The following is a 20,761-nucleotide window of genomic DNA, read 5'->3' as shown; positions in this document are numbered from 1 at the left end:
CCCTATCGAGCATTGGCGAGGAGAAGGTCCCATGAACGAGGTCCAGCACGACCACCGCAGGCTCGGCCGCGAGCTCGAACTGTTCGACACCGATCCGCTGATCGGCGCCGGGCTGCCGTACTGGCTCCCGGACGGCGCGGTCGTGCGCCACACCGTCGAGGAGTACATCCGCTCCGTCGAGCGACGCGCCGGATATCAGCACGTGTACTCGCCGGTGCTCGGCAAGCGTGAGCTCTACGAGATCTCCGGCCACTGGCAGCACTACAGCGACGACATGTTCCCGCCGATGGACCTGGGCGCCGAGCAGGTGGTGCTGCGGCCGAGCCTGTGCCCGACCCACGCGCTGATCTACCGCTCCCGCGCGCACAGCTACCGCGAACTGCCGTTGCGGATGGCCGAGATCGGCGGCATGTACCGCTCGGAGATGTCCGGGGCGCTCGGCGGGCTCACCCGGGTGCGGGCCATCACCCTGAACGACGCACACATCTTCTGCACCCTGGACCAGGTCCCCGCCGAGGCGCAGGCCGCGCTGCAGCTGATCCGGGACGCCTACGCGGCGCTGGGGATCGAGGCTGCGCGGTTCCGGCTGTCGTTGCCGGGGCCGGGCGGGAAGTACGTCGACAAGCCCGAGATGTGGGAGCGGGCCACCCGGATGCTGCGCGAGGTGCTGGACGCCTCCGGGCTGGAGTACGAGGAGGCCGAGGGCGAGGCGGCGTTCTACGGGCCGAAGATCGACGTGCAGATCGCCGACCCGGCGGGACGGGAGTCGACCCTGTCGACCGTGCAGATCGACTTCCACCAGCCGGAGCAGTTCGGGCTGGAGTACATCGGCGCCGACGGGGCGCGGCACCGGCCGGTGATGGTGCACCGGAGCATTGTGGGCAGCCTGGAGCGGGTGATGGCGCACCTCATCGAACAGCACGGCGGGGCGTTCCCGGCGTGGCTGGCCCCGGTGCAGGTGGCGGTGCTGCCGGTCGGGGAGGACGAGGCGGGTGCGGCGCGGGAGTTCCACGAGCTGTGCCTGGACCTCGGGCTGCGCTCGGAGGTGCTGGATCCGGAGCGCGGCAGCCTCGGCGCGCGGATCAGGGAGGCGCGGCTGGTGCCGTACCAGGCGGTGATCGGGGGACGGGAGGCTGCTGCGGGGGCGGTGGCGATCCGGCTGCGCGACGGGCGGCGGCTGGAGCCGATGTCGGTGGCCGAGGCGGGCAAACGGATCGGGGAGCGCGTGGCGGCTCGGGGGAGGCTGCTGTGGAGTGAGTAGGGGTGCGGGGCGCGGCTGGAGGCGCGCGGCGGCCGGTTGGGTCGCGCGCCGAGTCGGCTACGGCGGTGCGCCGCGGTGCCTCGACTCGGTATCGCGGGGCGAGCGGCGAGCTGGACGCGGCCCCGGTGTTCGGTGCGCCCCGCGCTCAGGAAGTCTGCGCGGCGGGGGCGGGTATCTCGATCCCCGCCTCGACCCCGGCCGCGATCAGCACCTGGTCCGGCAGCACGATCACCAGCGAGGCCGGGTCGGCGTCGGCGGCGGCCAGCGCGCCCTCGCGCCACAGGTCGGCGGCCGGCAGCACCTGGTGCGTGGTCAGAGTCAGGGCGTTGCCGTCCCAGCCGAGGTAGCGCGCGCCGTCCACCCAGGGCAGCGCCGCCTCCTCACCGAGGACCACCAGGTACTCGGGGTCGGCCATCAGGCGCAGCGCCGCGCCGTCGGCCACGAGCGCCTGCGCCGCCTCGGCCAGCCGGTCCGCGACCGGGCCTATGCCCAGCACCGCGACCGCCGGGAGCGCCGGCTCGCGCCGCTGCCAGGACTCGACCGTGTGCCGGTCCGCCGCCTGCCGCACTTCGCAGATCGTCATCGTCCCGCCCCCGTCGCTCGGTTGTTCACCGCAAAAGGATACGCAGCGCGGCGGCGCCGTGGCGGTGTCCGACCGGCATGCGAGCATGGTCACATGCTGCTGCGCATTGAAGGACGCGACCTGCCGGGGACGCCGGGCGTCGTGGTCGCGGTCCAGGCCAGGGCCAAGCCGTACGCGATGTTGGAGCCGGTGCCGGCCGACGCCGCCGAGGCGTCCTGGGACCTGACAGTCGAGCCGTTCACGAACAAGCAGGGGGAGCGCACGCTGCGTGGCGTTCACGTGACGGACGGCATCGGCGGACGCTTCGTGTACCTGTCGTGGTACCGGATCGGCGAGGAAGGCGAGTACGCGATGTTCTGCCGCGCGAAGCTGATGCTGTCCGGGATCCCGCAGGACGTCTTCGAGGCCGGTGTCGCCGCCGGCAGGCTGTCGGCCCGATGCGGGCTGACCAACGCCAAGGGGAACCCGGTCACGGCCCGCCTGGTGCCGCCGGCGGTGGAGTGGACCGCGGGCTGACTGGCGCCGGTATTAGACTCCTGACACGTTGTTGCCGCGCGGCGGACTGGCGGACTGGGAGTGGGTTGTGACGGACAAGGCGATCGAGTCGATACCGCCGTCGCGACCTGGGACGGTACCGGGCTCGGGGCACGCCGCCGGGTTGTCGATGAGCGGCGGCACGCCGACTGGCAATCCGTTCCAGACGCCGGTGTGGTCGATACCGCCGGAGGTCCAGGCGATCCCCGCGCGCACGCCCGGCTTCGCGCCGCGTCAGCGATCCGTGGCACCGGAACCGGCGGCTCTGCGACCGGCCGAGGCGCAGGCGCCGCCTCAGCAGATCCAGGAACCGGTCCCGGAAGTCTCCTGGGATCCGTCGTGGGAGGGCCCTGAGATACCCGACGGCAGCCGGCGACGCAACAACCTCGTCATCGGAGCCAGCGCCGCCGCAGCCGTGGCAGTGGCGATCGGCGCGATATCGCTGACCCACGGATCCTCCCCATCGACCTCCTCCGCCGCAGACGGGAAGTCCAACGCGGCGTTCGGGCCCGGCGCCGGTGACCCCACCGAGGGCGCGCAGAACGGCGGCCAGCCGCTGGACGGTGCTACTTCCGCGCCCGGCGGCCAGAGCGTTACCAGCAGCGGCGGACAGAACGGCGCGTTCGGGAATCAGAATGCGAATCCGCCCGCCGCGATCACGCCGCCGCCGAAGCCGCCGCCGGCCGCCGGCAAGCCTCCCGCGGTCTGCACCGGCTGGCATACGACGCACGTTCCCGCCCAGGACGGCAAGGGCTTCGCGGCCGGCGCGTCCACCCTGCGTTCGGGCCCTTACGACACCTGCGGCAGCCTCGGATCCTTCCGAAGCGGTCAGCACATGTACATCTGGTGCCACGCCGTGAACGGCTACGGCGCCACCTGGGTCTACGGCCGCATCGACAACGCCAGTCCACCCGGATGGCAGGCGCTCACGTCGCTCAAGCCCGGCGCCAAGCTCGGCCCGGCCTGCTGACGCTCTGAAACCCCGAGGTCCCGACCTGCGCTGGAGCGCCACCCGAGCAGCCCCCGAGCAGCCCCCAAGCGGCGGCCGGCCGGCCCGGCGGACGGGCGGCCGACCGCCACGGCCGACGCCGGCGGCCGCGCAAACCTGCGCCCCGCCCGCATCGACGCCGCCGGACAGTACCTGCAGGACACCCGGCGGCAGTCCATCCTCTTCGAATATACGCGCGAATGAGACCTCTTCGGCGGATGTCCCACCGGCATATTGCGTACCGTTCTGCGCTGCGCGTCCCATCCGGTGGCAGGAGTTCCCTCGGTGCGGAAAAATGCCCCATATGTACGACTGGGACGAAGTCCTGCGCGACGCCGAGCGCCAGCCCGGGGCCGGACCCGGCGGCGTGGACCGGCTCATCGTCAACATGGGCCCGCAGCACCCCTCGACGCACGGCGTGCTGCGGCTGATCCTGGAGATCGAGGGTGAGAGCGTCGTCGAGGCCCGCTGCGGCATCGGCTACCTGCACACCGGGATCGAGAAGAACCTGGAGTATCGGAACTGGACCCAGGCGGTGACGTTCCTGACCCGCGCCGACTACCTGATGCCGCTGTTCAACGAGACCGTGTACTGCCGTGCCGTCGAGGCGCTGCTCGGCGTCGAGGACGAGGTGCCGCCGCGCGCGAACGTCATCAGGGTCCTGCTGATGGAGCTGAACCGCATCTCCTCGCACCTGGTGGCGCTGGCCACCGGCGGCATGGAGCTCGGCGCGATGACCGTGATGACCAACGGTTTCCGGGACCGCGAGCCGATCCTGGACATCCTGGAGGCGGTCACCGGCAACCGGATGAACCACGCCTACGTGCGGCCCGGCGGCCTGGCGCAGGACCTGCCGGACGGCGTCGTCGAGGACATCAGGACACTGATAGCGGAGTTCCCGAAGCGGCTGCTGGACTACGAGCGCCTGCTGAACGCCAACCCGATATTCATCGGCCGCACCAAGGGCGTCGGGTACCTCGATCTGGCCGGGTGCATGGCCCTGGGCGTCACCGGGCCGGTGCTGCGCGCCACCGGCCTGCCGCACGATCTGCGCAAGTCCGAGCCGTATCTGGGCTATGACACGTACGACTTCGAGGTGCCGACCGAGACCGGCTGCGACGCCTACGGCCGCTACCTGGTCCGCCTGCACGAGATGGCCGAATCGCTGCGCATCGTCGAGCAGGCCCTGGACCGCCTGGAACCCGGCCCGGTGATGCTCGACGACCCGAAGATCGCCTGGCCGGCCCGGCTGGCGCTGGGCGCCGACGGCCTGGGCAACTCCGAGCAGTGGATCCAGCACATCATGGCGCAGTCGATGGAGGCGCTCATCCACCACTTCAAGCTGGTCACCGAGGGCTTCGCGGTGCCCGCCGGGCAGGTGTACTCCTGCGTGGAGTCCCCGCGCGGCGAACTCGGCGCGCACGTGGTCAGCGACGGCGGGACCCGGCCGTTCCGCGTCCACCTGCGCGACCCGTCCTTCACGCACCTGCAGGCGGTGTCGTCGATGGCCGAGGGCGGGATGCTGGCCGACGTCGTGGCGGTGGTGGCCTCGGTGGACCCGGTGCTCGGCGGGGCGGATCGCTGACGTGCGGCGCCGGCGTGGCGTGGACGGCTTCGGCGGCGACTTCACACAGGTATTGACTGCGCACGTCCCGTGACTAGGTTCGAACCAATCGGACTCTGCAAAGGGGACGCACATGAACCAGAAGCACAAGATGCGGCGACGCCACGGCAAAATCCGCCGCCATCGCACCATCGCCCACATCCGCCACCACCACCTGCACGGCAGGCACCTCGGCTAAGGCGTGTCGGAATCTTCTTTACACAAATCCTTGTCGCGTAAAGCATCGTCGGCCACACTGAGGGACATGGAGCATTTCGACGTGGTCGTGGTCGGCGCGGGCCTGTCCGGGATCGGTGCCGGGTACCGGCTGCAGACCGAATGCCCGGAGCGCAGCTACGTGATCCTGGAGGCCCGCGCCGCGATCGGCGGCACGTGGGACCTGTTCCGGTATCCCGGCGTGCGGTCGGACTCGGACATGTTCACGCTGGGATACCCGTTCCAGCCCTGGCGGGGCGCCGATTCCCTGGCCGACGGCGCCGTGGTCCTGGACTACGTCCGGGACACCGCGCGGCGGTACCGGATCGAGGAGAAGATCCGGTTCCGGACCAAGGTGGTCGGCGCGGACTGGTCGAGCGAGCAGGCGTGCTGGACGGTCACGGTCGAGCAGGCCGGGGACGACGGAACCGTCGAGCGCCGCACGCTGACCTGCGACTTCCTCTACTCCTGCGCCGGCTACTACAACTACGACAGCGGCTATACCCCCGACTTCCCGGGCATCGAGGACTACCAGGGCACAGTCGTGCACCCGCAGTTCTGGCCCGAGGACCTGGACTACGCCGGCAAGCGGGTCGTGGTCATCGGCAGCGGCGCGACGGCCGTCACCCTGGTCCCCGCCCTGGCCGCGGACGCCGGGCACGTCACCATGCTCCAGCGCTCCCCGACCTGGATCAGCCCGCTGCCGGGCCGGGACAAGCTGGCCGACCAGCTGCGCGCCGTGCTGCCGTCGAAGGTCGCGCACCGGATCATCCGGGCCAAGAACATCGCGTTCACGGTCGGCGTCAACCAGTTCTGCCGCCGCCGTCCCCAAGCCGCGCGCAAGCTGTTCACCAAGCTGGTCTCCCGGGTCGTGAAGGACGAGGAGATGGTGCGCGAGCACTTCACGCCGAGCTACAACCCGTGGGAGCAGCGGGTGTGCGCGGCGCGCGACGCGGACTTCTTCCGGGCGATCGGCTCCGGCAAGGCCGAGGTGGTCACCGACCACATCGAGGCGTTCGTGCCCGAGGGCATCCGGCTGAAGTCGGGCGAGGTGCTGCCGGCGGACGTCGTCGTCACCGCCACCGGGCTGCGGCTGCTGGCCTTCGGCGGGATCGGGCCGAGCGTGGACGGCGTCGAGGTGCCGCTGGCGGAGCAGTTCGTGTGGCGCGGGGCGATGGTCACCGGGATCCCGAACTTCGCGGTGTGCGTCGGCTACACCAACGCCTCCTGGACGCTGCGCGGGGACCTGACCTCGCGACTGGTGTGCAAGATACTGAACCACATGGCGGCGCGCGGCTACTCCTCGGTGGTGCCGGTGCCCGACGGCACGCTGCGGGAGCGGCCGCTGCTGGATCTGAGCTCGGGGTACATCCAGCGCTCGATCCAGGAGTTCCCGCGTGCCGGACACCGCAGCCCGTGGCGGGTGCGGCAGAACTACATCCTGGACGCGGCGACCACGCTGCGGACCGATCTGGACCGGACGCTGCGGCCGACGCGGCGGGAGAAGGCGGGAGTGGGTTCCTGATGGCCGACGTGACGCCCAAGCTCACCCCGTTCCGCTTCAACGGCGCGGTCGCCGTGGTGACCGGCGCGGCCGGCGGGATGGGGGAGCAGCTCGCCTACGGCCTGGCGCTGCGGGGTTCGCACCTGGTGCTGGTCGACCGGGACGGCGACCGGTTGGAGAAGGTCGCCGGGACCGTCACCCGGCGGCGTCCGGAAACGCGGGTGCGCACCTTCGTCGCCGATCTGTCCGACGCCGGCTCGGTCGCCAAGGTGGCCGCCGACATCCTCGACGCCGAACCGGTCCTCAACCTGCTGATCAACAACGCCGGCGTGGCGCTGGCCGGGACGTTCGCGCAGACCTCGGCCGAGGAGTTCGACTGGGTGATGGCGGTCAACTTCGCAGCTCCCGTGGCCCTGACGCGGGCGCTGCTGCCACGCCTGCGGGAGTCGGCCGGCAGCCACATCGTCAACACCTCCAGCCTGTTCGGGCTGATCGCGCCGCCCGGTCAGACCGCGTATTCGGCGAGCAAGTTCGCGCTGCGCGGGTTCACCGAGGCGCTGCGGCACGAGCTGGCCGGCGAGGTCGGGGTGACCAGCGTGCATCCCGGCGGTATCAAGACCCGCATCGCGCTGGACGCGAGGGTGGCTTCCGGCGCCGACCGGGAGCAGAGCGAGAAGGCCATGCGCGCCTTCAGCAAGGTTCTGACATACCCGGCCGACCGCGCCGCCGCCCGGATCATCGAGGGCGTGCGGCACCGGCGCGGCCGGGTGCTGATCGCGCTGTCGGCGCGGGTGCCGGACGTGCTGGCCCGGCTGTTCCCGGCGAGGTACTGGGAGTTCTTCGTGCGGCTGAACCCGCGTGCGAATCGGCGTGGTTAGCAGTGCGAGCGTCGCTCAGCGGTCCGAGCGTGCGTCGATCAGACAGATGAACGCCAGCGCGACGGCCACGATGGCGGCGATGAGGATGACCAAGCCCATGGGGAACATGTGCGACTCCTCGGATCGGTGCGGTTTTCATTAGAGCTTCGATCCGGCGGGGCGGATCGTCCAGAGGTGAATACCTGGCGAAGCGCGGGAATTGATCGACGTCCGGCACTATATCAACTGCTGAATACGTAGTCGGTGACGTATCGACCCTGATTCGCTCCGTGTCGCCGCCCCCTAAGCTTCGGGTGGTGTGGTCCTGGTCTCGGGCACGTGGCGATCTGCGAGCCGTGCTGCGGTCGCGCGGAAGCATCCACGCGGCCGTACACGCCGCCGCGTTGTGGTTCTGGACGCCGGCGGTCGCCTTCGGTTCCTGGGCGCTCTACCGAGCTCTGGGCTGGGGTCCCGGCGGCATGGGTGGGGACGTCCGCGGCGCGGTGCTGGGCTGGGTCGGCGCGAGCCTGGTCGTGCTGGCGGTGCAGGGGGCCCGGCGCGGCGAGGTGGCGGACCGCGAGTTCGAGGCGGCCGCGCCGCCGCACCCGGTGCGCCACGTCGTGCGGTACGCGGCGGTCTTCAGCGGCTACCTCGTGCTGGTCGTGACATTGGTCCTGGTACCGCTGGCCCTTATCCTCAGCATCTGATCGGTCGCTGATCTATCCTCGACGCATGCGCGCGGCCATCCTCGTCGAGGGAGTGAGCGACCAGGCGGCGCTGTGCGCGCTGGCCCGCCGCCGGGGCCGCGACCTGGACGCCGAGGGCATCGAGGTGGTCGCGATGGACGGCGCCACCAACGCCGCGCGCTATCTGCACGAATACGGGCCCCGAGGCCGCGCCCTGAAGCTCGCCGGGCTGTTCGACGAGGCCGAGGAGCGCTTCTTCCGCCTGGGACTGGAGCGCGCCGGCCTGGAGCCCGGCCCCAAGACCGAGGACCTGGAGGAGTTCGGCTTCTTCGTCTGCCGCGCCGACCTGGAGGACGAGCTCATCCGCGCGGTCGGCGCGACCGAGGTGCTGCGCCTGGTGGCCGCCGAGGGGGAGGAGCGCTCGTTCCGGACGTTGCAACGGCAGCCGGCGATGCGCGACAAGAGCCTGATTCACCAGCTGCGGCGGATGATGGGGGGCCGCAGCGGGGGCAAGGAGCGGTGGGCTCGGTTGCTCGTGGAGCGGGTGCCTTTGGAAGCGGTGCCTTATCCGCTCGACGCGGTGCTTGCCTGGTTGTGACTCAAGCTCGGTTGTGACTCAAACGCGGTTGTGACTCAAAAGCCTGATGCCCCGCAGCGGGGTCAGCGTGCGGGGCATCAGGGTTCTCACACGGGCTGGATCAGCCCCGATCAGCCGGATCGGCCGGGCTGTCGCGACCTCAGCAGGGCCCGTTGTCCGTCCACACCCCGGCCGAACCACCGGGGACGTCGGCCTCGGTCCACCACTTGGCTGTCCACTGGTGGCCGTTGTACGACACCACCGCGTTGCCCAGGTAAGCGGTCTGCGAGTTCCAGGGCGCCGCGGTGCACGTCCCGCCGCCGCCCGAGGACGAGGACGACGACGTGGGCGGGGTGGTGGGCGGGGTCGTGCTCGGCGTGCTGGAGGTCGGGGGCGGCGGGGGCGGGGTCGCCACGCCGGCGAACTGCGCCGTGAACTTCGTGAAGTCCCAGTTGTTCTGCGGGACCGAGGAGCAGCTGCCCGACAACGTGCCGTTGTTGTCCGGCGGGTTGCACTGCCGGTCGCGGTTCACCGACCAGTAGGTGTAGCGCGCCAGGCCGTGACTGGTCGCGTAGTTCAGCACCGTCTGGAAGTCCGACTGGTAGAAGAACTCCGCTGCGTCGGTGCGGCCGTTCATCATCGACACGCCCTCGTGCTGGTAGGCGGTCGTGGAGTCCCAGCCCATGTGCGTCTCCAGCAGGCCGTGGAACGCCTCCAGCGCAGAGACCTGAGACGACGCCCCGCTGAAGCCGCCGTCGAACGGCATGATGGAGAAGTTGTTGGGCGTGAACCCGATCGAGTGCGCCTGGTCCAGCAGCTGCGTGCCGAACCAGCCGGTGCCGGCGCTGGTGCCCGGCATCGTCACCGAGACGTACAGCCCCGGGTTGTTCTGCTGGAGCGTCTTCGCCGCGCCGAGCTCGTTGGCGATGGCCGAGGTGTTCTCGTACTCCGGCTCTTCGAGGTCGAAGTCGATGGCGTGCAGCTGGTAGGTGTTGACGACCTGCTGGTACGCCGCCGCCGTGGCCGCGACGCTGCCGCAGGTCTGGCCCAGCTTCGTACCGCCGTAGCCGCCGACCGAGACCGAGACGTCGCCGCCCTTGCCGCGAATGGTGTTGATCACCGCCGGGATGGCGGTGTCCGAACCGATCGGGCTGGTGCCGCCCCAGGTCGCGGAACAGCCGCCGCCGTTGGGCGCCAGGATGAACGCCAGCTGGAACGCCTTCTGGCCGGTGGCGTCCATGACGGCCGAGATGTCCGGCGGCGAGTTGTCCTCGGGCATCAGATACGGCGCCGAGGCGTACCAGGTGCTGCTGAGCGCGGCCTTGCCGGGCGTGGCGTGGCCGGTGGCGGCGAGCGCCATGGTGGTGCCGGCGGCGATGGCCAGTGCCGCTGTGGGCAAGGCTATTCGCCGCTTCAAGCTCGCGGTTGCCATGGGGTCTCCGAACGGGTGGCGGGGGAGGGAAGATGCTGACTCCGTCAGTAGCGAATCATGATTGGACTAGACCAGCTCCCCGTCAAGGGTTACGGGTAAAGGGGCGGCAAATAAGGGTCAAGCATGGGTGATCTCTCGGCTGACCTGCGAGAAAAGATCAGTGGTTTAGACCCTTGACAGAACTCATTGGTCTAATCCACTTTGTGTGTCAGGGCGATTACATCGCCTCATGCTGTCACCTTCCTGTCCCCACATGGAAAGGTACGACCCTCCCATGACGACTCCAGCCCCGGGCCGACGCCGCATGGCGATCCGGACCGGCGCACTCCTGGCCGCGGCGATAGCCGCGACCGCGACGGCGCTCGTGCACAGCGCCTCGGCCACGCCGAAGGCGGCTTCCGGCGCCAGTGTCTACTCCGTCGCCCCGTACGTGGACATGTCCAACGGCCAGGAACCGGTCCTGGACACCGCGATCACCGGGCACGGCGTGAAGGCCTACACCGCCGCCTTCATCATCGGTGTCGGCTGCAACCAGGAGTGGGGCGACACGCTCCCGGTCGGCAACGACTCCTATACGGACCCTGAGATCGCCCGGGCCAAGTCCGAGGGCGCCTCGGTCATCATCTCCTCCGGCGGCGCCGCCGGCGAGCCGCTGGCCTGGACCTGCAGCGACCAGTCGGCGATCCAGTCCGGCTACCAGGCGATCATCAGCGACTACGGCGTGAACCACCTCGACTTCGACGTCGAGGGCGCCGCCGTCGCCGACCAGGCCGCGGCCACCCGGAACTTCACCGCCATCGCCGCGCTGAAGGCCGCCAACCCCGGCCTGCAGTTCTCGATGACGATCCCGGCCCTGCCCTCCGGCCTGACGCAGGACGGCGTCAACATCCTGCAGAGCGCCAAGAACGTCGGCGTGAAGATCGACGTCGTGAACATCATGGCCATGGACTACTACCAGGGTCAGCAGGACATGGGCGCGGCGGCGATCCGGGGCGCGCAGGCGACTCTGGCGCAGATGCAGTCCGTCGACCCGAGCTACACCTACGCCAACCTCGGCATCACGCCGATGATCGGCGTGAACGACGACGGTTCGGTGTTCACCACCGCCAACGCCGCCAGTGTCGAGCAGTTCGCCGCCTCCAACGGCGTCGGGCGGCTCGCGTACTGGTCGATCGACCGCGACCAGCCCTGCCCCGGCGGTGCCGGCGGCGGCGCTTCGTCGACCTGCTCAGGGGTCGGCGACGCGAAGCTGGCGTTCGCGGACGCGTTCGTGCCCTACACGGGCAGCGGCGGCGGGACCGGCGGGACCACTGGTGGTACGACCGGTGGCACGACCGGCGGGACCACTGGTGGGACCACCGGCGGCACGACGGGAGGCACCACCGGCGGGACGACCGGCGGCGGTGGCTGCACGGCGGCGCCGTGGAGCGCGAGCACGTCGTACGTGCCGAACGACGTCGTGTCGTACAACGGGCACAGCTGGACGGCGACGTACTGGTCGACCGGTGTCACGCCGGGCTCGGCCATCGCCTGGAACATCTGGAAGGACGACGGCGCCTGCTGAGACGCTTCGCGCCGTCGTGTGACGGCTGCCGCCGCCCGGTGTGGGTCACACCGGGCGGCGGCGGTTTTTGTATACCCTGACCAGGCGGAACTCACATTTCGCAGCCCTGCGGTGTCGTATGTATGAGCCGGAAGTACGAATCGGACGACAGACACCTGGAGGGCGACATGGCCACCGCGACGCGAATACCCGCAGCCGACATCACCGGTCTGTACGGGGCCCTGGTGAAGATGATGACCCGAAAGATGCTCGGGCAGGTCCCGGACTCGGTCGGGGTGATGTGGCATCAGCCGAAGGCGTTCAAGGTGCTGATGGGCTTCGGCCGCAAGGTCGACAAGTGGGATGCTCTGCCGGAGCCGCTGGCGACGTACGCGACGATGGCCGCCGTGGCGCGCGTCGGGTGCGGCTTCTGCCTGGACTTCGGCTACTTCATGGCGCACAGCCGGCACCTGGACGAGGCGAAGGTGCGTGAGGTGCCGCGCTGGCGGGAGTCCGACGTCTTCAGCGTGCTGGAGTGCCAGGTCATGGAGTACGCCGAGGCGATGAGCCAGACACCGCCGACGGTCACCGACGAGCTCTCGGCCGTGCTGCTCGCGCAGCTGGGACCGGCGGCGATGGTGGAGCTGGCGGCGCGGGTCGGGGCGGCGAACCTGACCGCGCGGGCGAACATCGCGCTGGGCATCCGATCGCAGGAGTTCTCGGCGGCGTGCGGCCTGCCGCCGCTGGCGGTGCCGTCGGCGGACATAGCCTCGGCTTCGTGAGCGAGGCGCTATGAACGAGGCTGCTCCCGAAGGCGCTGCGGGCGACGGGGCCGCGAACCAGGGTGCTGCGGGCGAACGCGTCCTCGGCACCGACACCATCAGCGGCCTTGACCCCTTCATCGCCCACCGCAGCCTGCTGTTCACCGTCGCCTACGAGATGCTCGGCTCGGCCGCCGACGCCGAGGACGTGGTGCAGGAGACGTGGCTGCGCTGGGCCGAGGTGGACTCCGGGCTGCGCGCGACGGTCGCGGACCCGCGTGCCTACCTGGTGCGCATCGTGACCCGGCTGGCACTGAACCGCCTGCGCACGCTCGCCCGCCGCCGCGAGGACTACGTCGGCTCCTGGCTCCCCGAGCCCCTGCTGACGAGCCCTGACGTCGCCGACGACGTGGAGCTGGCCGAGAGCGTCTCGGTCGCGATGCTGACCGTGCTGGAGACGCTGAACCCGGTCGAGCGCGCAGTGTTCGTCCTCCGCGAGGTGTTCGAGACGCCGTACGACGAGATCTCCCGCGCACTCGGCAAGACCCCGGCCTCGGTACGCCAGACCGCAAAGCGCGCCCGCGACCACGTCGCAGCCCGCCGCCCACGCATGCACGTCGACCGCACCGAGCAGCGCCGCGTCGTCGACCGCTTCCTAGCCGCCCTCACCGACGGCGACCTCCAAGCCCTGATGGAGGTCCTGGCCCCAGACGTGGTGGTCGTAGCCGACGGCGGCGGCGTGGTACCCACGGTGAGCCACCCGGTCACCGGCGCCGAGCAGGCGGCGGCCTACCTGATCGCAGTAGCCGAGTGGGCCGGCGAGCGGTTCTCTGCCGCGACGATGTGGGTGAACGGCGCACCGGCCGCGCGCATCGAGGTGGACGTGACGACGCTGCTGAGCTTCGCGGTCGAGGACGGACTGATCAGCCGGATCTTCGCGGTACGCAACCCGGAGAAGCTGGCGCGCTTGGACGCCGAGGTGGTGCTGATGCGGTGAGCCCGGCCGGATCCTCCGACCTGGCCCTGCAAATCCGCACCCTCAGACCTCAGCCGCCCGCAACTCCGGCAGCACTCCGCAACCGTCCCCGCCGATCCCACCACACCGCGAGCGCCGCCAGCCCCACCGCTGCCGCGGCGAGTCCGTGCACCGTCCCGATCGACCAGGTCAGTCCGGCTGCGGCGCCGCCCCAGGCGCCGAGCGTGTAGGCGAGCCACACCAGTGTCAGGAGCACGATGCCTTTTCGCGCGTGGCGGCCTGGTTCCTCGGCGAAGGCTGAGATCAGCGTCACGAGGGTGCCGGTCAGCGTCGTGGTCGAGATTCCGCGGATCGCGACCCTGGCCGCGTAGACGCTCTGCACTCCCATCGCCGCGGCTGCCACGCCGAGTCGGAGTTCGCGCGGGGTGGAGGCCAGCACGATCACCGATGCGAGCAGCAGTGCCTCGATCGCCAGCAGGACCCACGGTGCCTCCCCATCGCCGTTGCGGCGTGAGCGGCGTAGTGGCAGCACCGACACTGCGACGCCGATGCAGAAGCCGAGCAACGAGGAGAACGGGCCGTACGTGTCGGCCCCGGCCAGGACGCCTGCTTGGTGCGTCCCCGGTACCCAGCGCTCCGCTACCTGCACCGCGAGGAACACTGCGTTGCCCGTCTGGTTCGCGACGAACACCGAGCCCGAGCGCACGTAGGCGACCGAGTCCACCCAGCCCGCGACTGCCGTGAGCAGCACCATCAGCCCCGCGGTGCCATGCACCTTCCGCCCTCGCGCCACGGGTATCAGGATGGCGCGGCCGTCGGCGTCGGCGTCGCAGGCGCGCCAGGCCGACGCGAGCAGGTCACGACGTCGGCTGGCGCGTCGGCACCCAGAAGCGCAGCTTGTGGTCGTGCTCGTCGACGAAGCGGCCGCCGCAGGCCTCGATCACCCGGCGGGAGGCCACGTTGGTGTCGTCGCACGTCAGCAGAGCTTCGGCGATGCCCAACCCGGCCGCGACCGGCATCGCGGCCCGGAGCATCGCGGTCGCGTGGCCCTGCCGGCGCGCGCCGGGGCGGATGTCGTAGCCGATGTGCCCGCCGACGCGCTCCAGCTTCGGGATCAGCCGGTGGCGGATCGCCAGGCGGCCGAGCATCTCCTCGCCCTCGGTCCACCACAGCGTGGTCATCGGTACGAAGCCAGGCTTGTGGCCGACCTCGGTGCCCTCGGCGAGCACGCGCGCGACGTAGGTCTCGAATGCGGCTTCATCTGAGTCGGACAGGGCCGCGTCATCGATGTCGGTGATGAACCACGAGGGCTCGTAGTCGGTGTCGGCGTGGAACTCCTTCACGGCTTCCAGGAACGAGCGCCGGAAACGTATCGAGGGGTCTGTCAGGACGGGCATGTGCCCATGATTCCAAAGCTCCGCGATGGCCCGACAGGATAAATGGCCGGTAGCGCCCCCGACACCGGCGACGCCACCGATACCGGCTACCGGCGCGATACCGGCGACGCGCCCGACAGATTGAGTGCGGCCGTCACCAGCCCCGAGCGCGCCACTCCTCCAGCTGCGGACGCTCCGCACCCAGCGTCGTGTCCTTGCCGTGCCCGGGGTAGACCCAGGTCTCGTCGGGCAGACGGTCGAAGATCTTCGTGACCACGCCCTCGTAGAGCGAGTCGAACGCCTCCTTGTTCCCGAACGTGCCGCCGACGCCGCCGGGGAACAGGCAGTCGCCGGTGAACAGGTGCGGGGTGCCGGTGGGGTCCCGGTACAGCAGGGCGATGCTGCCGGGGGTGTGGCCGACCAGGTGGATGGCGGTGAGTTCGATGTCGTCGAAGCGCAGGACGTCGCCGTCGTCCACCGGGACGTCGGTCGTGACCGGGATGCCCTCGGCGTCCGCGCGGCCGGCGTGGGTGCGGGCCGCGGTGGCGGCGACGACGGCTTCCAGGGCCTGCCAGTGGTCGCCGTGCTGGTGGGTGGTGATGACCGCCCGCAGCCCGTCGGGGACCAGGGCCAGCAGGGTCGGGGCCTCGTTGGCGGCGTCGATCAGGACCTGTGCGCCGGTGCTCTTGCTGCGCAGGAGGTAGGCGTTGTTGTCCGCGGGGCCGACCGAGACCTTGGTGATGGTCAGCGCGGGCAGGTCGCGGACGGCGGGCGGGCCGCCCTGGGTGACGTCGCCGGTGTAGTCGGGCATGGGGTTCCTTCGGGGTCTGAGACGGGGTCTGAGATCGGATCGGGAGGCCGAGGTACGTCGGCGCCGAGGTACATCGACGGCGAGGTATGTCGAATCGAGGTGGGTTCTACGCTCCGATCCCGGCCCGCTCCGCACCCAGCGTGGAGTCGTTGCCCCGAGCCGGGTACACCCACGTCTCGTCCGGCAGCGCGGCCAGCGCCCCGGTCAGCAGCTCCGCCGGCGTAGGACCCGGACCCGACCCCGACAACAAGTCCCCGGTGAACAGGTGCGGATGCCCCTTCGGGTCGTCGTACACCAGCGCCACCGCCCCCGGCGCGTCGCCGGCCAGGTGCATCGCCGTCAGCAGCGAGTGCCCCAGCCGGATCTCGTCGCCGTCGTGCAGCGCCACCTTCGTCGGGACCTCGATCGCGCCCGCGTCGTGCGCGCCGGCCATCGTCACCGCGCCGGTGGCCGCCACCACCTCGGCCAGCGCGCGCCAGTGGTCGCGGTGCCGGTGCGTGGTCACCACCGCCGCCAGCTCGCCGTTGACCAGCTGGATCAGCGCCGGGGCGTCGTCGGCGGCGTCGATGAGGACCTGATCGCCGCTGAGCCGGTCGCGCAGCAGGTAGCAGTTCGCCGCCTTCGGGCCGACCGCGATCTTGGTGACGATCAGCTGCGCGAGTTCGTGCACGGCCGGCGGGCCGCCGACGTGGACGATGCCGTGGTACGTCATCGGCGCTCCTCAGAGGGTGGATTGTGACGATTTGCGGCATACGAAACCGCAACTGACCTCGAGAACGAGCGAAACGGCCTAGGAGCAAGCATGGCTAGACAGACGGCCCGTCGCATCCTGGTTGGCTGTAAGGGTCGTCTGGCGACGCCGGGCGCCGCTCATAGGGCACTGCGGCTTCGCCGCCATATAGTTCAGCGCGTCGCGAATTGTCACAATCCACCCTCAGGCCCAGGCCGGCAGCTTCGGCAGCGGGCCGCGGCCGCCGGCCGGGATCACCGCGACCAGTCCGTCGCCGGAGGCCCGGCCGAGCAGCCAGGCCAGCAGCGCCCGCTTCGGGCCGCGCACGATCACCACGCCGGAGTCCTGCGGGTCCGCCTTCACGCCGCAGACCCGGTCCTCCTCCTCGACGTCCAGCCGCAGCGCCGGGAACTCCGGGCGGGTCTCGAAGCGGGACAGCGCGTCGGCGAACCAGCGGTCGGTGAAGGTGTCGGACCAGTGCGCCGGTGTGAAGTCCAGGTCCAGGTCGACGTGGTGGATCAGCACCTCGCCGAGCCGCTTGCCCGGCAGCTGGTGCGCCGGGTACGGGGTCGCGCCGGCCGTCCGGTACACCGGTGCGTCCCAGTGCCCGGCGGCCTGCGCCGTGGCGTACGCTTCGACGAACCGGCCCGCCGATTCCCGCAGGTCCGCCAGCTGCTCCTGGACCGGCCGGGAAGAGCCGGCCTCGATGTCGGCGTTGCGCTTGTCGTCGGATTCGTACATCGGCGTGACCTCACCGGTCGCCGCGGTGTTGAGCATGTTGGACAGGCCGTCGGCGTTGCGGGCGATGTGGGCCAGGACGTGCCCGCGCGTCCAGCCGTCGCACAGCGAGGGCTCGCGCAGCTGCTCGTCGGTCATGTCGGCGACGGTGGCCAGCAGGTGCGCGGTGGCCTCGGTGATCTGTTCGAGGTCCGCGGCGGCGTCGAAGGAGGCGGGGATGGTCGGTGATTCGGTCACGGCGGTAACTCTTCCGTACCGGACCTCCGTCTGCCACACGGATCTTGAAGTAGGCGGGACGGATCGCGCGGCCGCGGCCGGGTCGGCGCGCGGACCTGCGGAGCAGCCGGAATCCGGAACTTGTCGGAGGCCCCGTCTAGCATCAGTGCGAGTCATGTCTTCAGGAAGGTTGCACTAGTGGATCGGCTGATCGTCCGCGGCGCGCGGGAGCACAACCTCAAGGACGTCTCGGTAGACCTCCCCCGGGACGCCCTTATCGTGTTCACCGGCTTGTCCGGCTCGGGCAAGTCCTCGCTGGCGTTCGACACGATCTTCGCTGAGGGCCAGCGGCGATACGTGGAGTCGCTGTCGGCTTACGCGCGCCAGTTCCTCGGGCAGATGGACAAGCCCGACGTCGACTTCATCGAGGGGCTGTCCCCGGCGGTGTCGATCGACCAGAAGTCGACCTCGAAGAACCCGCGCTCGACCGTGGGCACCATTACCGAGGTCTACGACTACCTTCGTCTGCTCTACGCCCGGGCCGGCCGCCCGCACTGCCCGGTCTGCGGCCGCCCGATCGCCCGGCAGAGCCCGCAGCAGATCGTGGACCGCGTGCTGGAACTTCAGGAGGGCACCCGCTTCCAGGTCCTGGCCCCGGTGGTGCGCGAGCGCAAGGGCGAGTACGTCGACCTGTTCGCCGAGCTGCAGACCAAGGGGTACAGCCGGGCCCGGGTGGACGGCGTCGTGGTGCAGCTGACCGAGGCGCCGACGCTGAAGAAGCAGGAGAAGCACACCATCGAGGTGGTGGTCGACCGGCTCTCGGTCAAGGCCAGTGCCAAGCGCCGGCTCACCGACTCGGTGGAGACCGCGCTCCAGCTCGGCAGCGGCATGATCACGCTGGAGTTCGTCGACCTGGCCGAGGACGACCCGAACCGCGAGCGCATGTACTCCGAGCACCTGTACTGCGTCTACGACGACCTGTCGTTCGAGGAGCTGGAGCCGCGCTCGTTCTCCTTCAACTCGCCCTTCGGCGCCTGCCCGACCTGCTCGGGCCTGGGCGTGAAGCTGGAGGTGGACACCGAGCTGGTGATCCCGGACCCGGACAAGACCCTGAGCGACGGCGCCATCACCGTCTGGGCCGCCTCCGGGATGGGCGCGAGCTGGTTCGGGCACATGCTGGCCTCCCTGGGCCAGGAGATCGGCTTCGACATGGACACGCCCTGGGGGCGGATCCCGGCGAAGGCCCAGAAGGTCATCCTGGAGGGCTACAAGAAGAAGCTCACGGTCCGCTACACCAACCGGCACGGCTCCAAGCGCGCGTGGGAGACCACGTACGAGGGCGTCAAGCCGTGGATCACGCGGCGCTACGCCGAGTCCGACAGCGACAGCGCGCGCGAGCGCCTGACCGGCTACATGCGCGAGGTCCCGTGCGAGGCCTGCGACGGCACCCGCCTCAAGCCGGTGATCCGCGCCGTCACCCTGGGCGGGGAGCGCTCCGAGGGCGGCCGCTCGATCGACGAGATCGCCGCGCTGCCGGTCGGCGAGTGCGCGCAGTACCTGCGCGAGCTCACCCTGACCGACCGCGAGGCGCAGATCGCCGCCCGGGTGCTCAAGGAGGTCAACGAGCGCCTGCAGTTCCTGGTCGACGTCGGCCTGGACTACCTGTCGCTGGACCGCGCCAGCGCCACCCTGGCCGGCGGCGAGGCCCAGCGCATCCGGCTGGCCACGCAGATCGGCTCGGGCCTGACCGGCGTGCTGTACGTGCTCGACGAGCCCTCCATCGGCCTGCACCAGCGCGACAATCACCGGCTCATCGACACCCTGATCCGGCTGCGCGACCTGGGCAACACCCTGATCGTGGTGGAGCACGACGAGGACACCATCGCCATCGCCGACTGGGTCGTGGACATCGGCCCGGGCGCCGGCGAGCACGGCGGGCAGGTCGTGGTCTCCGGCACCGTGGAGGACCTGCTGGCCTCCGAGGACTCGCTGACCGGCCAGTACGTCTCCGGGCGGCGCCGGATCGAGATCCCGGCCATGCGGCGGCCGATCGACCCCAAGCGGCGGCTGGTGGTGCGCGGCGCGCGCGAGAACAACCTGCGCGACATCGACGTGGCCTTCCCGCTGGGCGTCTTCGTCGCGGTCACCGGCGTCTCCGGCTCCGGCAAGTCCACGCTGGTCAACGACATCCTGTACTCGACGCTGGCGCGCGAGCTGAACGGCGCCCGCACCGTCCCCGGCCGGCACACCCGGGTGGACGGCGTGGACCAGCTGGACAAGGTCGTGCACGTCGACCAGTCGCCGATCGGCCGCACCCCGCGCTCCAACCCGGCCACCTACACCGGCGTGTTCGACCACATCCGCAAGCTGTTCGCCAACACCACCGAGGCCAAGGTCCGCGGCTACCAGCCCGGCCGGTTCTCGTTCAACGTCAAGGGCGGCCGCTGCGAGAACTGCCAGGGCGACGGCACCATCAAGATCGAGATGAACTTCCTGCCGGACGTGTACGTGCCCTGCGAGGTCTGCCACGGCGCGCGCTACAACCGGGAGACCCTGGAGGTCCACTTCAAGGGCAAGAACATCGGCGAGGTCCTGGACATGCCGATCGAGGAGGCCGCGGACTTCTTCGAGGCGGTCCCGGCGATCTCCCGGCACATGCAGACGCTGGTCGACGTGGGGCTGGGCTACGTGCGTCTGGGCCAGTCGGCGACCACGCTGTCCGGCGGTGAGGCGCAGCGCGTGAAGCTGGCCGCCGAGCTGAAGCGCCGGGCCACCGGCCGCACGGTCTACGTGCTGGACGAGCCGACCACCGGGCTGCACTTCGAGGACATCAACAAGCTGCTGGGAGTGCTCCAGCGGCTGGTCGACCAGGGCAACTCGGTGATCGTCATCGAGCACAACCTGGACGTCATCAAGACCGCCGACTGGCTGGTCGACATGGGCCCCGAGGGCGGGCGCGGCGGCGGGATCGTGGTCGCCGAGGGCACGCCGGAGGACGTGGCGAAGGTCGCGGCCAGCCACACCGGCCGGTTCCTGGAGCCGATACTGCACGGCGAGGCGAACGCCGCGACCGCGGCGCTGACGGCGGCGCAGGCGCGTAAGCCGCAGGTCGCCGAGGCGATCGAGGCGGCGAAGCGGAGCAACGCGCCGAAGGCGGCGGGCGGGGCGGCCGGCGGTGCGGCGGCGAAGAAGACGGCGGCCAAGACCGCTGCGGCCAAGACCACCGCGGCGAAGGCTCCGGCGGCGGCCAAGACCACGGCCGCCAAGACGGTCGCGAAGAAGGCGCCCGCCAAGAAGGCCGCCGCGAAGAAGTAGCGGTAGGGGTGTGGGTAGGGGTACGGGCCCGTGCCGATCGTGCTGATCGGTGCG

General features: G+C 70.5%; 19 protein-coding genes. 12 read left to right on the top strand and 7 right to left on the bottom strand.

Annotated features, from left to right (window positions below):
- Positions 1-31 precede the first annotated feature (31 nt).
- Entirely contained in the window at positions 32-1,261 is a 1,230-nt protein-coding gene (thrS, locus tag ABH935_RS29930) for a threonine--tRNA ligase (RefSeq protein WP_370381272.1), read from the top strand.
- A 145-nt stretch (positions 1,262-1,406) separates the two neighbouring features.
- Here the strand turns inward: thrS and ABH935_RS29925 are convergent, their stop codons facing one another.
- Positions 1,407-1,844: a hypothetical protein gene (locus ABH935_RS29925; protein WP_370381271.1), complete on the bottom strand. Its 438-nt coding sequence runs from the start codon at positions 1,842-1,844 to the stop codon at positions 1,407-1,409.
- Between the two features lie 93 nt (positions 1,845-1,937).
- Here ABH935_RS29925 and ABH935_RS29920 point away from each other — a divergent pair, with 93 nt between their 5' ends.
- The 7 genes from ABH935_RS29920 to ABH935_RS29890 all read left to right on the top strand — a co-directional run bounded on the left by ABH935_RS29920 (position 1,938) and on the right by ABH935_RS29890 (position 8,830).
- Positions 1,938-2,360 carry a DUF5990 family protein gene (locus ABH935_RS29920; RefSeq protein ID WP_370381270.1) on the top strand — a complete coding sequence of 141 codons (423 nt, stop codon included), beginning with the start codon at positions 1,938-1,940 and terminating at the stop codon, positions 2,358-2,360.
- Between the two features lie 67 nt (positions 2,361-2,427).
- Entirely contained in the window at positions 2,428-3,348 is a 921-nt protein-coding gene (locus ABH935_RS29915; RefSeq protein ID WP_370381269.1) for a hypothetical protein, read from the top strand.
- 322 nt (positions 3,349-3,670) lie between these two features.
- Positions 3,671-4,951: an NADH-quinone oxidoreductase subunit D gene (locus tag ABH935_RS29910; RefSeq protein ID WP_370381268.1), complete on the top strand. Its 1,281-nt coding sequence runs from the start codon at positions 3,671-3,673 to the stop codon at positions 4,949-4,951.
- A gap of 283 nt (positions 4,952-5,234) precedes the next feature.
- On the top strand, positions 5,235-6,710 hold the full coding sequence (locus ABH935_RS29905; RefSeq protein ID WP_370381267.1) for a flavin-containing monooxygenase: 1,476 nt from the start codon (positions 5,235-5,237) through the stop codon (positions 6,708-6,710).
- Entirely contained in the window at positions 6,710-7,567 is an 858-nt protein-coding gene (locus ABH935_RS29900) for an SDR family NAD(P)-dependent oxidoreductase (RefSeq protein WP_370381266.1), read from the top strand. The genes ABH935_RS29905 and ABH935_RS29900 overlap by 1 nt, the downstream gene beginning before the upstream one ends.
- A gap of 296 nt (positions 7,568-7,863) precedes the next feature.
- Complete coding sequence (locus tag ABH935_RS29895; protein ID WP_370381265.1) at positions 7,864-8,253, top strand: hypothetical protein; 390 nt, start codon at positions 7,864-7,866, stop codon at positions 8,251-8,253.
- Positions 8,254-8,278: 25 nt separating this feature from the next.
- Positions 8,279-8,830 (top strand): TOPRIM nucleotidyl transferase/hydrolase domain-containing protein, encoded by a 552-nt coding sequence (locus ABH935_RS29890; RefSeq protein WP_370381264.1) that lies wholly within the window; start codon positions 8,279-8,281, stop codon positions 8,828-8,830.
- 139 nt (positions 8,831-8,969) lie between these two features.
- On the opposite strand, the gene ABH935_RS29885 is transcribed toward ABH935_RS29890, so the two are convergent.
- On the bottom strand, positions 8,970-10,241 hold the full coding sequence (locus ABH935_RS29885) for a chitinase (RefSeq protein WP_370381263.1): 1,272 nt from the start codon (positions 10,239-10,241) through the stop codon (positions 8,970-8,972).
- A 274-nt stretch (positions 10,242-10,515) separates the two neighbouring features.
- Here ABH935_RS29885 and ABH935_RS29880 point away from each other — a divergent pair, with 274 nt between their 5' ends.
- The 3 genes from ABH935_RS29880 (at position 10,516) to sigJ (ending at position 13,542) form a co-directional block, all read left to right on the top strand.
- On the top strand, positions 10,516-11,805 hold the full coding sequence (locus ABH935_RS29880) for a chitinase (RefSeq protein ID WP_370381262.1): 1,290 nt from the start codon (positions 10,516-10,518) through the stop codon (positions 11,803-11,805).
- 167 nt (positions 11,806-11,972) lie between these two features.
- Positions 11,973-12,566: a carboxymuconolactone decarboxylase family protein gene (locus ABH935_RS29875; RefSeq protein ID WP_370381306.1), complete on the top strand. Its 594-nt coding sequence runs from the start codon at positions 11,973-11,975 to the stop codon at positions 12,564-12,566.
- Positions 12,567-12,723: 157 nt separating this feature from the next.
- On the top strand, positions 12,724-13,542 hold the full coding sequence (sigJ, locus tag ABH935_RS29870; protein WP_370381305.1) for an RNA polymerase sigma factor SigJ: 819 nt from the start codon (positions 12,724-12,726) through the stop codon (positions 13,540-13,542).
- A 49-nt stretch (positions 13,543-13,591) separates the two neighbouring features.
- Here sigJ and ABH935_RS29865 read toward each other — a convergent pair whose 3' ends face one another.
- The 5 genes from ABH935_RS29865 to ABH935_RS29845 form a co-directional block, all read right to left on the bottom strand.
- Positions 13,592-14,314 (bottom strand): YoaK family protein, encoded by a 723-nt coding sequence (locus ABH935_RS29865; protein ID WP_370381261.1) that lies wholly within the window; start codon positions 14,312-14,314, stop codon positions 13,592-13,594.
- Between the two features lie 64 nt (positions 14,315-14,378).
- Complete coding sequence (locus ABH935_RS29860) at positions 14,379-14,918, bottom strand: GNAT family N-acetyltransferase (RefSeq protein ID WP_370381260.1); 540 nt, start codon at positions 14,916-14,918, stop codon at positions 14,379-14,381.
- Positions 14,919-15,051: 133 nt separating this feature from the next.
- On the bottom strand, positions 15,052-15,708 hold the full coding sequence (locus ABH935_RS29855) for an MBL fold metallo-hydrolase (RefSeq protein ID WP_370381259.1): 657 nt from the start codon (positions 15,706-15,708) through the stop codon (positions 15,052-15,054).
- Positions 15,709-15,814: 106 nt separating this feature from the next.
- Entirely contained in the window at positions 15,815-16,420 is a 606-nt protein-coding gene (locus tag ABH935_RS29850) for an MBL fold metallo-hydrolase (RefSeq protein ID WP_370381258.1), read from the bottom strand.
- A 222-nt stretch (positions 16,421-16,642) separates the two neighbouring features.
- Positions 16,643-17,413 (bottom strand): maleylpyruvate isomerase family mycothiol-dependent enzyme, encoded by a 771-nt coding sequence (locus tag ABH935_RS29845; protein WP_370381257.1) that lies wholly within the window; start codon positions 17,411-17,413, stop codon positions 16,643-16,645.
- 177 nt (positions 17,414-17,590) lie between these two features.
- Here ABH935_RS29845 and uvrA point away from each other — a divergent pair, with 177 nt between their 5' ends.
- Complete coding sequence (gene uvrA / locus ABH935_RS29840) at positions 17,591-20,707, top strand: excinuclease ABC subunit UvrA (protein WP_370381256.1); 3,117 nt, start codon at positions 17,591-17,593, stop codon at positions 20,705-20,707.
- Positions 20,708-20,761 lie beyond the last annotated feature (54 nt).

Source organism: Catenulispora sp. GAS73 (assembly GCF_041262085.1).
In the GTDB taxonomy this organism is placed as follows: domain Bacteria; phylum Actinomycetota; class Actinomycetes; order Streptomycetales; family Catenulisporaceae; genus Catenulispora.
This window is presented reverse-complemented; position numbering and strand designations above follow the sequence as displayed.